Annotated in this window: 16 protein-coding genes and 2 tRNA genes; 9 read left to right on the top strand and 9 right to left on the bottom strand. The window is 63.1% G+C overall.

The genetic code is table 11. The features are described from left to right. Window positions 1-197: 197 nt before the first annotated feature. Window positions 198-518, bottom strand: coding sequence for an excalibur calcium-binding domain-containing protein (locus KVY23_RS19590; RefSeq protein WP_075838899.1), 321 nt, complete (start codon window positions 516-518; stop codon window positions 198-200). 189 nt (window positions 519-707) lie between these two features. On the opposite strand from KVY23_RS19590, the gene KVY23_RS19585 reads away from it, so the two are divergent. The 3 genes from KVY23_RS19585 (at window position 708) to KVY23_RS19575 (ending at window position 3,892) form a co-directional block, all read left to right on the top strand. Next, window positions 708-2,090, top strand: coding sequence for a DUF2252 domain-containing protein (locus KVY23_RS19585; RefSeq protein ID WP_230557905.1), 1,383 nt, complete (start codon window positions 708-710; stop codon window positions 2,088-2,090). After that, window positions 2,091-2,711 carry a YrhK family protein gene (locus tag KVY23_RS19580; protein ID WP_230557904.1) on the top strand — a complete coding sequence of 207 codons (621 nt, stop codon included), beginning with the start codon at window positions 2,091-2,093 and terminating at the stop codon, window positions 2,709-2,711. A gap of 140 nt (window positions 2,712-2,851) precedes the next feature. Further along, window positions 2,852-3,892, top strand: coding sequence for an alpha/beta hydrolase family protein (locus KVY23_RS19575; RefSeq protein WP_230557903.1), 1,041 nt, complete (start codon window positions 2,852-2,854; stop codon window positions 3,890-3,892). A 2-nt stretch (window positions 3,893-3,894) separates the two neighbouring features. Here KVY23_RS19575 and hisC read toward each other — a convergent pair whose 3' ends face one another. Next, window positions 3,895-4,959, bottom strand: a complete 1,065-nt coding sequence (hisC, locus tag KVY23_RS19570; RefSeq protein ID WP_230557902.1) for a histidinol-phosphate transaminase — start codon at window positions 4,957-4,959, stop codon at window positions 3,895-3,897. A 91-nt stretch (window positions 4,960-5,050) separates the two neighbouring features. On the opposite strand from hisC, the gene KVY23_RS19565 reads away from it, so the two are divergent. The 4 genes from KVY23_RS19565 to KVY23_RS19550 all read left to right on the top strand — a co-directional run bounded on the left by KVY23_RS19565 (window position 5,051) and on the right by KVY23_RS19550 (window position 6,514). Then, the gene (locus KVY23_RS19565) at window positions 5,051-5,869 is read left to right on the top strand and encodes a dienelactone hydrolase family protein (protein ID WP_230557901.1); all 819 of its coding nucleotides are present in this window, start codon (window positions 5,051-5,053) and stop codon (window positions 5,867-5,869) included. A gap of 85 nt (window positions 5,870-5,954) precedes the next feature. Beyond that, a tRNA-Ser gene (locus tag KVY23_RS19560) sits at window positions 5,955-6,044 on the top strand. 44 nt (window positions 6,045-6,088) lie between these two features. Then, window positions 6,089-6,161, top strand: a tRNA-Arg gene (locus tag KVY23_RS19555). Window positions 6,162-6,262: 101 nt separating this feature from the next. Continuing rightward, a complete protein-coding gene (locus tag KVY23_RS19550; protein ID WP_230557900.1) occupies window positions 6,263-6,514 on the top strand; it encodes a hypothetical protein in 252 nt (83 codons plus the stop codon). On the opposite strand, the gene KVY23_RS19545 is transcribed toward KVY23_RS19550, so the two are convergent. The 6 genes from KVY23_RS19545 to KVY23_RS19520 form a co-directional block, all read right to left on the bottom strand. Then, a complete protein-coding gene (locus KVY23_RS19545) occupies window positions 6,515-6,709 on the bottom strand; it encodes a hypothetical protein (RefSeq protein WP_230557899.1) in 195 nt (64 codons plus the stop codon). 282 nt (window positions 6,710-6,991) lie between these two features. Further along, window positions 6,992-7,168, bottom strand: coding sequence for a hypothetical protein (locus KVY23_RS19540; RefSeq protein ID WP_230557898.1), 177 nt, complete (start codon window positions 7,166-7,168; stop codon window positions 6,992-6,994). A gap of 57 nt (window positions 7,169-7,225) precedes the next feature. Continuing rightward, a complete protein-coding gene (locus tag KVY23_RS19535; RefSeq protein ID WP_230557897.1) occupies window positions 7,226-8,011 on the bottom strand; it encodes a hypothetical protein in 786 nt (261 codons plus the stop codon). Then, on the bottom strand, window positions 8,004-8,996 hold the full coding sequence (locus KVY23_RS19530; RefSeq protein WP_230557896.1) for a hypothetical protein: 993 nt from the start codon (window positions 8,994-8,996) through the stop codon (window positions 8,004-8,006). Before KVY23_RS19530 ends, KVY23_RS19535 begins: the two co-directional genes overlap by 8 nt. A 178-nt stretch (window positions 8,997-9,174) precedes the next feature. Beyond that, a complete protein-coding gene (locus KVY23_RS19525) occupies window positions 9,175-9,324 on the bottom strand; it encodes a hypothetical protein (RefSeq protein WP_230557895.1) in 150 nt (49 codons plus the stop codon). Window positions 9,325-9,420: 96 nt separating this feature from the next. Next, entirely contained in the window at window positions 9,421-10,341 is a 921-nt protein-coding gene (locus KVY23_RS19520) for an alpha/beta fold hydrolase (protein ID WP_230557894.1), read from the bottom strand. 236 nt (window positions 10,342-10,577) lie between these two features. Between KVY23_RS19520 and KVY23_RS19515 the strand changes: the two genes are divergently transcribed. Then, window positions 10,578-11,855: a sensor histidine kinase gene (locus KVY23_RS19515; RefSeq protein ID WP_230557893.1), complete on the top strand. Its 1,278-nt coding sequence runs from the start codon at window positions 10,578-10,580 to the stop codon at window positions 11,853-11,855. Further along, window positions 11,852-12,505, top strand: coding sequence for a response regulator transcription factor (locus KVY23_RS19510; RefSeq protein ID WP_230557892.1), 654 nt, complete (start codon window positions 11,852-11,854; stop codon window positions 12,503-12,505). Before KVY23_RS19515 ends, KVY23_RS19510 begins: the two co-directional genes overlap by 4 nt. A 100-nt stretch (window positions 12,506-12,605) precedes the next feature. Here the strand turns inward: KVY23_RS19510 and KVY23_RS19505 are convergent, their stop codons facing one another. After that, window positions 12,606-13,532 (bottom strand): GAF domain-containing protein, encoded by a 927-nt coding sequence (locus KVY23_RS19505; RefSeq protein WP_230557891.1) that lies wholly within the window; start codon window positions 13,530-13,532, stop codon window positions 12,606-12,608. Window positions 13,533-13,562 lie beyond the last annotated feature (30 nt).

Here is a 13,562-nt window from a genome sequence, read left to right as displayed (position 1 = left end):
CGCGAAAGACCCAGTGGAACAACCCGGCACGAGAGGTCGGACGATCACCCACGCCCGCACTCCACTCGAAGCCGCACAACCAAACTCACAGCGACGCCATCAGTTGATCGGTGCATTCGGGCTTATCGGTGCGCCGAGTTCGCACTTGTGCAGCGGAGTGCAGCCACTACGTCTGCACAAGTGCGAATTCGATGGTGCTATTCGCAGCCGATGCCGTCGTTGTCGCGGTCGAGGTGCTGGCCGAAGCCGTAGTCGCCGCGATAGACGGGTGCGGCGCCGGCGTCGCGGGCTTCGGTGCAGTTTCGGTACTGGAATGCGCTCGGCGCGGGGGCAGATCGGGGCGCCGGTGCCATCAGGGGAGCCGGGGGCAGAGGGACCGGGCAGAACTGCGCCGAGCCGGAGTTGCACAGAAAGTCGGTGATCGGATCGGCCGCCGCAACTGCGGGCGTGGTGGCCATCGCGGCTGCGAGGACGAAGCCACCGAGGCCGGCACGAACGAGCATGGTCTTGCGAGTCATCTACTGCTCCTGAGAACGAGGGGATCTAAATCTTGGGACTCGAGTTGTTCAACAGTCAATCGAAATCATTCGCGTGAATGAACGTGTTGGAGAAATTCCCCGCTGTCACTCCGAGCCATGTCGGCGATCCAGTAAACTCATCCGCCGCGGATGACGACGTGCCCGGCTTTGCGGAGACAGGATCGAGGCATGAGTTCGTCCCTCGATCGTGAGACCCGGCGCAAGCGCGGAAAGGACGCGCGACGTGCGACGCCGTTGGCATCGCTCGCCGAACATCGAAAAAGTGAACGTGACCCGATCGCGTTGCTGGAATCGCAGGCTGCAACGAGGGTTCCCGAACTAGTTCCCATCCGATACGGCAGGATGGCGGGTGGGGAGTTCCCGTTCTATCGAGGAGCGGCGCTGGTCATGGCCGACGATCTCGCTCGATCCCCGAGTTCGGGCATCGTCACTCAGTTGTGCGGCGACGCGCATCTGAGCAACTTCGGTGTGTATTCCACTCCCGAACGACGACTTGCGTTCGACATCAACGATTTCGACGAGACTCATCCGGGTCCGTTCGAGTGGGACGTCAAGCGGCTCGCAGCCAGTCTCGCGGTCGCATCGCGTGCGCGGGAGTTCTCCGGCAAGGAGCGACGCAAAATCACCACCTCGTGTGCGTGGGCGTATCGCGAAACCATGAGACAGCAAGCGCTATTAGGAACCTTGGCGGTGTGGTACTCGAATGTCGAAATAACCGACGAGCTCGATTCCATCCACCATGAGCTGGACTCCACGATACGCGCTCGAGCTGCAGCCAATATTCGAAAAGCGCGCTCCAGGGACAACATACAGGCCTTCAAGAAGCTGACCGAAGTCGTCGACGGCAAACGCCGGATCATCTCGAATCCCCCGCTCATCGTTCCCGTCGAGGAACTGTTCGACGACGTCGAAGCTGTCTACCGCGATCTCGCCGAACGTCTCGTTGCCTATCGCGCGACCTTTCAATGGGACAAGCAGGTCCTGCTCGATCAGTTCCGTATCGTTCAGTTCGCTCGCAAAGTCGTCGGCGTCGGAAGCGTCGGCACCCGCGCGTGGATCTTCCTGATGCAGGGCGTCGACGAGAACGATCCATTGTTTCTGCAGGCGAAGGAGGCCCAGCGCTCCGTGCTGGCGGCGTACGTCGACGGGCCCGACTACGAAAATCAGGGCCGACGCGTCGTCGACGGTCAGCGTTTGATGCAAGCGTCGAGCGATATCTTCCTCGGTTGGCAACGAGGACCGGATCCGAACGGCGACATGCGTGATTTCTACCTGCGTCAACTGCGCGACGGCAAAGGGTCGGCGGTGATAGAGGCGATGTCACCCGGCGGGATGGAGCTGTACGGCAAATTGTGTGGGAGAGTCCTGGCCTACGCCCACGCCCGGGCGGGTGATCGCGTCGAGATCGCCGGATATCTCGGTTCGAGTGAAAAGTTCGAGGGTGCGATCTCGGAATTCGCGGAGGCCTACTGCAAGCAGAACCGGGCGGACTATGCACTGCTGAAGAAGGCGATCGACAGTGGCCGGGTAGCGGCGCAGACAGGAATCTGAGTGCCGCTCCGTCGTGAGTCGTGGGGGTTCATAATCGGCTCGCTGCTGTTCGCGTTGGCGGCGGCCCCCGGCTACGCCCGGTGGGTAGGTGTAGATGGCGACAACATCACGTACTTCGTCGGCTCGTTGTTCTTCACCGCCGCGGGGTTCATCGCGCTCCGGCTCAGCGGTCGCCCGGTGCCCACGAGCGAATCAGCGAAGGTCGAGCGTTTCGATTGGTGGGCCGCCGCCATCCAGTTCGTCGGCACACTGTTGTTCAACCTGAGCACCGCGATCGCGATGATGAACGGCCTGACTGTCAGGGCGGTGGACAAGTGGGTGTGGCGCCCGGACGTGTTCGGCTCGCTCGCGTTCCTTGTGGCGAGTGCGCTGGCGGTCGTCGCCACTACGGAGACCGACAAACTGTGGGATCCGCAGGCGCGTGACTGGCGCAGCACGTGGTTGAACATGGTCGGTTCCATCGCGTTCGGGGTCTCGGCGGTGGGCGCGTTCGTGCGGCCCTCGACGGGGCAGTTGGCCGACGCGGCGCTGGCCAATGCGGGCACATTCATCGGTGCCCTGTGTTTTCTCGCCGCGGCCCTGCTCATGCGCCCTTTGGGAGGTATCCCAAACAAACGGTAGAGCTTTTGTATGACCATCAGATACGACTACTGTGGGCCACGGCACAGCTGGCGGCGTGGGTACCTACTCGTGGGTTAGGTTGTGCGACGGATGTAATTCGTGTTGCGCTCTCTGCGGGCGCGGCGGGGGAGGATGGATCGTTGACGCACCGTCGTGTTCTGGCTGCGCTCGGGACCTGTATCGCATTGTCGGTACTGGGAACCGGTGTCGTGTCTGCTCAGCCACTGCCGGGCACGGGGAGTTCCGATGGTGCTGCCCCCGCCCCAAGATTCACACCTTCGTCGCAGTCGGCCCGAATCGACCACGTCGAGATGATCACCGACCGTCGCGCCGCTGTTTTCGTCGAGTCCCCCTCGATGAGCAAGATCATCCAGGTGCAGGTGCTGCTGCCGGCTGCTCAGGCAGTCTCGCGCCCCACCCTGTACATGCTCGATGGCGTCAGCGCGGGCAAGGAATCGAACTACGCGGAGAGCACCTGGACGCAGAAGACCGACATCGTCGACTTCTTCTCGGACAAGCAGGTCAATGTCGTCCTCCCCATCGGCGGTTCGAGCAGCTATTACACGGACTGGAACGTTCCTGATCCAGTGCTCGGCGTCAACATGTGGGAGACGTTCCTGACCTCGGAGTTGCCGCCGCTGATCGATGCGCGGTTCTCCGGCAACGGCGTGAACGCCATCGCCGGCGTTTCCATGGGTGCGCAGGCCGCAATGGACCTCATCACGCGCCATCCGGGGTTGTACACCGGCGTCGCGGGCCTGAGCGGCTGCTACGACAACTCGCAGAGCAACTTGAAGGACGCCGTCCGCGCCACTGTCGCGACCAACGGCGGCAATGCCACCAACATGTGGGGCGAGAACTCCGATCCCCGGTGGATGGAGCACGATCCGACGCGTAATGCCGAGGCACTGCGTGGCAAGGAAGTCTTCGTCTCCGTAGGCACCGGTCTGCCCGGGCCGTACGAGATCGGACCCGGCGGAACCGGAATCGAGTCCGCTGCCATGGGTGGGCCACTCGAAGCGGCCGCTCTGTATTGCACGACGCTCTTCGACACGCGGCTGCGCGCGCTGGATATCCCCGCGACGGTCGTCTACCGGCCCTACGGCATCCATCAGTGGCCGTACTGGGAGGACGACCTGCGTGAGTCTTGGCCGACCCTCGAAAGTGCCCTCGGCCTCTAGGCCTACTGGGGTGCGGCGCTCGACGCGTACTTCAGGAACGTGTCGTTCTCGTGTGGATCGCCGATGGTGATCCGCACGCCGTCGCTGCCGTAGGCGCGCAGAAGCACCCCGACTTCGGCAGCTCCCTCGGCGAACGGGACGGATCGGTCACCGAGCGGCATGAAGACGAAGTTGGCCTCGGATTGCGGCACGTCGTACCCCATGCCGACTAGCGCGTCGCGTACGCGCTCACGCTCGGCGACCAGGGCGTCGGTGCGTGCGAGTAGTTCGTTCCTCGCAGCGAGAGATGCCAGCGCCGCGTGCTGCGCGACGGAGTTGACCGCGAACGCGATTCTCACCTTGCGGAGTGCGGTGATGACCGACGGATCGCCGACGGCATATCCCACTCGAAGCCCGGCCAGGCCGTAGGCCTTGGAGAACGTCCGAAGAACGACCACGTTGCGACGACCGCGGGCCAGCTCGACGCCGTCGGTGTACTCGCCGCTGGCATCCTCGCGGGCGTACTCGAAGTACGCCTCGTCGAGGACGACGAGGACGCTCGCGGGTACGGCGTCGAGGAACTTCTCGAGGGCTGATCGTGCGACGACGGTGCCGCTGGGGTTGTTGGGGTTGCACACGAAGACGACGCGGGTGCGTTCGGTGATCGCGCCGAGCATCGCGTCCAAATCGTGCGTGTGGTTCGTGTCGAGGGGAACCTGGACGGGCCGCGCTCCGGCGACGTGGGTGATGATGGGGTAGGCCTCGAACGAGCGCCAGGCGAACACCACCTCGTCGCCGGGGTTGCACGTGATCTGCACGATCTCTTGGCAGAGGGCAACCGAGCCGTTGCCGACGGTCACGTTCTCCCGTTCGACCTTCAGCACCGCAGCCAGCTCATCCACCAGGGCCGTTGCCATGATGTCTGGATAGCGGTTGACGGTGGTGACAGCCTCGGCGATCTTGTCGCGGACGCTCGGCAGGGGCCCCTGTGTGGTCTCGTTGCTGGCCAGCTTGATAGCGCCGGGAAAGTTGCGGCCCGGAACGTAGGCGGGGATGGCATCGAGATCGGAGCGAATTCGGGCAGTCACGGCTCACATTATGCGCCTGGCGTGGTATCACGATTTGCGCGCGTCCGGCCGTATTGATGCGGTGGCCGCGCGGCAGCACTATTTTGGATTCATGTCGGAAATCTTCACGGATGTGGCAGTGCTCCGAATCGACGTGGGCCCGGTTGCCGAGAACCCAGGTCTCGAGGCGTCGGATGCGGGGAACGATGTCGAGCCCTCGCCTGCCGCCGGGCAGAAGGTTCCGTTGACCGCCATCGAACCCGACAGTGCTGTGCGAGGCGGAATCGTAGTGCTCCACGAGTCCCGCGAAATCCCCGAGTCGCTTCTCGATCTGTTGCGCGCGCTCGCCCTCGAAGGATGGCTGGCGGTGGCGCCGGACCTCTTCCATCGGGAAGGATCCCGCAACAGTGACGATGGCAGCGACGATGGCGGTGACGACGACAAGGGCGACGAAGTTTTCGGTGACAACCTCTTCGCCGACTTCGACGCCACCTTCGACTGGCTCACCGCCCGCGGGGTGTATCCCGATTCCGTCGGAGTCATCGGATTCGACGACGCCGGCACCGCCGCCCTCATCGTCGCCACCAACCGACCCGTCGGAGCAGCCGTGAGCGTCGCGGCCGGCGGGATCCTCGAACCACTCAACTGCGACGCCGTCGCACTCACCGTGGCCGCGCCGTCGCTCAAGGCGCCGTGGCTGGGTCTGTTCGGTGAGGATGACCCCAAGGCCCCACCAGAGCACGTCGAGGCGCTCCGCGAGGCAGCCACACGGGCGTCCGTCGCCACGAACGTCGTGACCTATAGCGGCCTGCGCCATCAGGCGGACGCCGCGCCGTCCCTCGGTAGTGCCGAGGACCTCGATCCCGCACTCGCCGCACTCGCCGAGGCGCAGCTGCGGATCTTCGACTGGTTCGACTCCTTCCTCAGGTGAACGAGACATTGACCAGGCGTTTTGCGTTGGTGGCTTTCCCATGTGTAATCTCTTTCCTCGGCGGTCCGAGAGGGCCGGCAGCCTAGGAGGCGTGCCAGAGCGGCCGAATGGGAGTCACTGCTAATGACTTGACCCTTCACCGGGTCCGGAGGTTCAAATCCTCTCGCCTCCGCCACGGTCGGTAGAGTTTTACTGGCCAGCTAGATAACAACTGAACACGCGCCCGTAGCTCAACGGATAGAGCACCTGACTACGGATCAGGAGGTTAGGGGTTCGAATCCCTTCGGGCGCACAGCAAAACATCCCCCCACCAGCAGAGATGCCGGTGGGGGGATGTTCTCGTTGTAGGGCAATGAGGCTCCCGACACGGAATCGACCCGGATTGGATTCACAATGAGCCAGATTGACCAGAAGGTGTACAGCAAGAACGCCTCTATCGAGAACCGCCTGAGCCGCTACCTCGAAGACCGCAGCCACATCTCCGGTATCGACGGACACGGCAAGGTGCAGCGGGCGATGATGGCAGAGCACCAGCCCGAGGGTGGCCAGTGGGGAGCGCCGTGTGCTGGCGGGCACGAGGCATCGACACCCTGGCCGTGCAGCACCGTGCAGAGCTTCGACAGCCCCATGAATTACATGGACTGACTACCCTCCGAGCTGGTGCGGCACCTCGGTGAGGTCGGGGGCCTCGGCCGCCCTCTCGATGTAGTGCCGTTTGGTCACGGCCGTACCGGAGTGTCCGAGCTGTACCGACGCGTCACCCTCATTGCTTTCGCGATCGATGAGTGTGGCGACCGTCTTACGGAAGCTGCAAGGAATCACCCATGCGGAACTCTTCACCGTGGGCGTCCCGCCACTGTCGACGGACGTTGTGGGGATCCCGAATCGTCACGGTGGATGAGGGGAATGACGTCCCAGGTGTTGGGCTGGTCGCAAGCTGGAAAAGTTGGCACGCACCGTTGTAGACAGGTGGCTACCGATCGTCGACCACCGGTCGGCCTGTAGGTCTCGGTGTCCTCGTCGTATTCCCACCGTGCGTCGTCGATGATGACGGCGGTGAAGTCGTCGGCGGGGTGAAGCTGCACGAGTGATACGCATTTCGGCGCGCGAACATCGCTGCGGTCAGTCTTCGGCCACCGGGCCGTGCTTGAACCAGCACAGGGGAATGCGGTGGCTGAGTTCGTATCGGTTGCGTAGCCATTCCACCCAGGTACCGAGCTCGCCCCATAGTCGCGCGGCGCTGTCCTTGTCGAGGTACGGCCAGTCGATCGAGCCGGGGCTGTATGCCAGGAGCGCCATTGTGTCAGCTCTTGGCGGTAAGCCTGCGGGTCCGCGGGTGACTTGCTGGGGTGGTGGTCAGCGATCAGGTGAGCCTGCATAGGTCCGAATCAGGGCACCGAAGCGTGGCGCGACCATCGTCAAACCTTTGAGTGGTTGGTGCCGGTCGATGATTCCGAGCAGGTCGTGGAGTGCCCGATTGGCGTCGAGACGCGCCCCACCCGTTGCTGTATCGAGCTTCCAACCGTTCTTCAACTGATCCTTGTGCTGGTGGGTGATGGCGAACAGCGAACAGAGGTCGCTGTCGTCTTTGTCTGCCATTCGACTCCACCATGTGAGCGCCTTGAGTACCACGGCCGACTCGACATCGGGTACCAACACCGAGAAGGTCAGGTCGTCTCCGCTGTGTAGCCGGGCGTGTACGGCGACATCGAGTGCAGGAGCTGCCAGCGCCAAACTCAACCCGGGAATAGCGTCGAAACTACGCTCTCCCAACACAACAGTGGTCAGAGACTTCCCTGTCATCGAGGGCACCAGCAGATCGATCTCCAGAGGTTTCCGGTCGTCGCCGGACGGAGCTTCGTAGTGGTTCCCCTCGACCCTGGTGTAGCCACGTTCAAGAAGGTTCTCGTGTAATCCATCGCCAGCGGCCACGACCGTCTCGATTCCGGCGTCGGCGTCGGCAGTGACACGGGCGACCGCGTCCGGAGTCGGATACACATGGGTGAGGATGTGAACCATGTGTCCACCGATCAGTCGATACGAATGACCCTCGGACGCGGACGCGAGGTCGGCGAGGGCTCGCAAACCCAGATCGGCAGCGTTCGACGTCGCGAAGATGTCTATATCGATCGAATCAGGCACGCCATTCACCGCTCATGATTGCCTGACGTAGATGTTCGGATGCTTCGGCTGAGTCCGGGCCTGGACTACGGAGCAGGTCGGTCAGGGTGATGATCGGGTCCGCGAGACTCTGCCTGTGCGTGGCCGGAAGCACAGCCGCAGCTGTTCTCCAAATAGTTGAATCGTCGGGCACCGTCACCTGCAAGGTGTGCTCGCCCGGGCGAGCGGGAGTAAATCCTGCGGGTGTGAAGTCGAGTATTTCAGTGGTGTAGATGGCAGCGTATGTGGGCAGTCTCCACGGGGCATAGGTGTCGGCGGCAACGTCTCCGCTCGTCAGCGCACTTACCGCCAGTTCCGTTGTGAGGGTTCGAGCGTCATCTACTTGCTGCACCGTTGGTTCGAGGCCGAACCAGTAGGTGGACGGCCCCCCAGCGCCCGGATACTCGAGCAAGTATTGGTCGAGCAGGTCGTTTTTTCTGTCCATTACCCATCCGCCTCCCTCTCGGCTGGCGAATGGATGGCGTCGCAGTACGTGTGAGACGGACTGCTGAGACACTGCCAACTCTTCTGCCAGGTGAGCCTGAGGCTTGGGCTCGTCTATCAGCAGCAGCAGCCTTTCGACCGCCCAACGCGTCCATGGTTTTCGTCCGCGTCGTGGCGGGGTTGGATCCGCCGATTGGGGCAATGCAGGTGGGGTGAACGTGATGCCTGCAATGATGGCGATCTCGTTGGCCACAGCGATGACGTCTATCAACTCTCGCAACGCACAATCGCGCAAGTACTGGGTCAAATGATGTGTGATGATCATTGCTTGGGCACCGCGACTACGGTGCCGGATGTGATCGACAGTGCTGGGGGGCGGTGGGCTCCGTCGTACGGTGACGACCACCGTGCGGGACCGCCCGTCGGGTAGAACGAGAAGCAGTTCTGTGGGATTACCCGCCGCCACTCGAACGCCGCAGCTTCTCAGGACTTGAAGCGCCGTCGAGTGCAGGTCGTAGGTCATCGCGATGCCACCCCCTGTGTTGGTAGACCTCTGAAGTGCGAACACAAACATAACTGAGTTTTGTTGAGTTAGTTTGTTTGATTTTTGTAGAAAGTAGGTGTATCGGGCACCGGCGGTGCGCGCCCAGTGCAGCACGTGTGCAACGTTCACATGTCAATCGGCACGACAGACACGAGCACTAGCGTTCGTGCTGTTCGTGCTGTTCGTGGTAGTCGTAGTCGTAGTCGTAGTCGTAGTCGTCGTCGTCGAAGAGCGCCAGGCAGACGGTGTGTCGGTGGAGCCCACTACATTGCAGACGGGCAGCTGTAGAAAATGTCCCGTCGTCCACGTCGACTTGTACGTTGCAGATGAGGTGTGCCGACCATGGTGCCCGGACACAAATACGTCGACGTCGCATTGCTGAGCATCTGTGTTTCTACGACAGTCATAGTGCGTCGAACATGCCCGTGATTTCCGTCTGGACGAGTGCGGGGTCGTCCAGGGGGACGTCATGGGAGCTGCCCACTGCAGTGACGAGGTGACGGTTGGGCCCCTGGCCGACGAAGAGCGCAGCGGCGGCGGTCCAGTTGCGTGCATCCGCCGATCCTGCTGGCATCGGTGTCTCCTCGGAAACGATCACCGAAACAGGGATGTCCTGTGGCCAGGTCATGGCGTGGAAGGCGGTGTGTACCGGTCCCCAGTTCTCCGCGACAGCCAGAAATTGTCGTGACTGCCGCGTCGATGGAGCGGATTTGATTGCGGTGACCTTTTCCTCGTTGGCTGCAACGAGGCGTGTTATTTGGTCCGGTGTGAAGAACGGCGGGAGATTGGCGTCGATCAGGACTGCGCCGTCGACGATGTCTGGGTGAGTGTTCACGAGGGCGTGCGCGACTTCCCCTGCAATCGAGTGTCCGGCCAAGACGACGGGGCCGTCGGGGAGGTCGAGGCTTTCGAGGCCGGCAGCCAGATCCTCGCCGGCTGCGGACGGGTCGAATGCCCCCGGCACGTCGTCGCTTTGTCCGGCCCCGGTTCGGTCGTACGTGACGATGGCCGCGCCCGTCGCGGCAGCAAGGTCGGGGACGATACCGTTCCAGTAGGTGGCGTCGTTGCCCCCGCCGGCGTCGAGCACGATGGTTCCCCCGTCGCCGGGCGTGAGATAGAAAGCGAGATCGTGGCCGTCGCGTCGCACGATCTCCTGCCGGCCCAACGCTTGCGGGGGTGTGGAGGATGCCGCGCTGGTAGTCGGCGGAGGCGCATCGGACGGGGCCTCGGTGGCGGAACTGCAGCCGGCCGCTCCGAGCACGACCACGAGAGCGGCGATGGCGGTAGTGGGGTGCGGGACGAAGGAGGTGTATTTGTGAAGCAAAAGAATCAGCCCATTTCTCGAAAGGTGTCACGCTGCTGCGCGGTGGTTCAAGCACACCGCGAACGTTGTCTCATCGACACGGGGCTAGCCCCCCAACTGTCCCGGGGTAGCCCTACTTCCTGCCGCCGGCCTACCGGAGTCGTGGACCGGGTCCGCCGGGGTTCGTATCCGCTGGGGGTCGCTGACCTAGTCTGAGTTCATGACCCGCGACATCGATGAGTGTTCGGCAGTGTCGGATGCACGATGACTCAGCTGTTGAGGAACTGCGCGCACACCGCCTCATAGGCCGAGGCATCCTGCGGGGTTCGACGTGGCGGGAACTGGCGTTTCACGCATTCCATTTCCCGGTCGCTGTTGCCGGGTTCGCTTGGCTTCTTGTCGCAACCACGATCGGAGTGCTATTCGCTGCCTCCGGCGTGGGTCTGCCCGTCGCGGCAGCATTGTTCGCCAGCACCGGGTGGGTCGCGGCACCGACCCGGGCTTTGAGCGCACAGTACCTCGGGCGCCCGGTAGCAACACCGCCGCAGACCGCGGTCCGATCGGCCATGTCTGTATTTCGTGATCCGGCGTCGTGGCGCGCATTCGCCTACGCGGGCGTCGGATTCGCTTTGACCGGGACAACGTTTCTTGCCAGCGGCCTGTTGCTCGCGATCGCCCTCGCTGCGTTCACGTTCCCGCTATGGCGCTCGAATTTCATTGGCCTCGACGGCATAGTGTTCACATCGAACTCGGCAGGTCCGACATTGGTCATCGTCGGGGCACTGCTCCTCGTCTTGGTGTGGCCCGTCGTCAATCATGGCCTGGCCCGGGCGCAGTCATTCGTCATCGACGCGCTCCTCGGCCCGTCCCCGAGTGAACTCAGGCTCGCGGAACTTGCAGCATCGAGAGACGCGACCTTGGAGGGCGCACACGCCGTACTGCGAAGCATCGAGCGAGACCTCCATGACGGCGCCCAGGCTCGTGTGGTCAATCTTGCGATGATTCTCGGTGATGCGCTGGACCGGGTCCGTTCCGGGGCCGACCCCGCGATTATCGAATCGCAACTCGCTTCGGCGGTTGAAGTCACGACCGAGACGTTGGCCGAACTCAGAGCACTGGTTCGAGGCATCCACCCACCGGTCCTCGGCAGCGGTCTCGAGGCTGCTCTGCAATCAGCCGTGGGGAGGGCCGGATTTCCTGTGCGACTGCACGTCGACTTGCCCACACGGCCTTTGCCGGTCGTGGAGAGCATCGCTTACTTCGCTGTGCTCGAACTACTTACGAATGTCCAGAAACACGCCAACGCGAGATCAGCGTCCGTTGACATAAGTCGCGGGCCGGACGGACTCGTGGCGGAAGTAAACGACGATGGACAGGGAGGTGCCCACGTCGACGATCCTGCGGCGGGGAGAGGAACCGGTCTCGCGGGTGTACGTGAGCGAGTGCGCGCAGTGGATGGGCATTTCACGATCGACAGCCCCTCAGGCGGTCCGACGACCGCACGGTTCACCATCCCGGAAACAAGCGGTCGATGAAAATACTCGTCGTCGACGACAACGCGATTCTCCGCGAAGGGCTCGCAGCACTCCTCACGGGGAGAGGTCACGACGTCGACACCGCCAGAACCGGCGATGACGCAATTGCAGCCACAGATCGCGGCGGGGCACACGGCTTCGACGTCGTGGTCATGGACATTCGCATGCCCCCCACGCACACGGACGAGGGCGTGCGGGCCGCAGTGAGCATCAAGGCACTCAGACCGGATGTGGGGGTTCTGCTGCTCTCACAATACGCCGAAGTCCATTGGGCGCGTACCCTTCTGGAGGTAGCCACGAGCGGCGTGGGGTACCTGTTGAAAGACCGAGTTGCCGACGTCGGAGGATTTATCGACTCTCTTCAGCAGATCACCGCAGGCAACGTCGTATTGGATCCCGAAGTTGCTGCCGCTCTGGTCAATACCCCACGCACCACGAATTCGGACCTCGCACAGCTTTCACCCCGCGAGAGGGACGTACTGCGGCTGATGGCAGAAGGGCGTTCCAACGGAGCGATCGCTACCGCGATGTTCCTCTCCAATGGCACGGTCGAGAAGCACATCACCACTGTGTTCAACAAGCTCGGCCTCGAGACGTCACCCTCGAGTCATCGACGAGTTCTGGCAGTCCTTCGATATTTGTCCACGTGATCGACTGACTCGCAACGTGAATTAGCTGCGACAGAGTAAGACAAATGGTGCAGACAGTTCCCGTGTAGAGCCTCGGGTCGCGACATCACGCTGATGGCCCTCATTCTCGGCCGAGACTACAATCGGCAACGCTGCCGCCGGTTCTATTGGACGCCGGTGATGCCACGTGCTCGACGGCATGTGTTGCAGCAACGATCGCGTGGGACGGCATGTGTCGCTCGAGGTCGAATATCCCCAGTATTAGTTGCCCGGTCTCGTCGATGGGACTTGTGGCTGATGGTGTGGGGGCCGCGATACGCCCGGAGACGACTTCGTCGGGGAAGTTTGGGCGCCCGTCTGTGAGCCACGCGAGTACACGCCCGCTCGCGGCGTGCAGCACCGCCGTCGATGTTCCGGCGTAGGTCGCGGTTGCCTGAAGTGCGGCGCGTGGAAGCAGCTCTTCTTCTGTGGAGGCGGTCGTCTCCGGGAGGCGCAGGGAGACTCCGAGGATGGCCGGTCCATCGAAGGTCGCCACGACGCGCATCGTGTAACGCTCGACGGTCCCGTCGGTGCGGATCCAGTCTCCGGCGAAGCGGTCACCGACCGTGGCACCGTAAACGTCTGCGGCGGTGCGACGGATGTCGGACAGGCGGGCGCATCCGGAAAGCCAGTCGGTCATCGTGCCGGTCTCTGGGTCGTCGACGAACTCCGGCGAGATCGGGTCGGCGAGTTCCCAGGCGAACGCCCACACCGGGGGCTCGGGCGGCGGCGTCTCGGTGGCGTCGCCGATCCACATGAGTATCGCGTGTACCTGTCGCGACGGCCCGAGGACGGGCTGTGCCAGCGCCAATCGCGGCCCGCCGACGTCGAGGAGCACCTGCGACTGCTTCAGGTTGTTGAGGACGGTGTCGAGTAGTTGTAGCACCGTCGTGTAGACCGAACCGCGGAACATATTGGAGACCGGTCGCCATTGCTTCGAGCGCGCACCGACCATGACCACTGCGGGCGTCGATCCTGAGGTCTCGACCAGAAACCAGCCTTTGTCCACGACACCCTCTGTCTCTGGCCGAGCCGACGA

Source organism: Rhodococcus sp. I2R, assembly GCF_020889545.1.
GTDB lineage: Bacteria > Actinomycetota > Actinomycetes > Mycobacteriales > Mycobacteriaceae > Rhodococcoides.
Note: the sequence above shows the minus strand (reverse complement) of the source record. Positions and strands in the feature narration are given on the sequence as shown.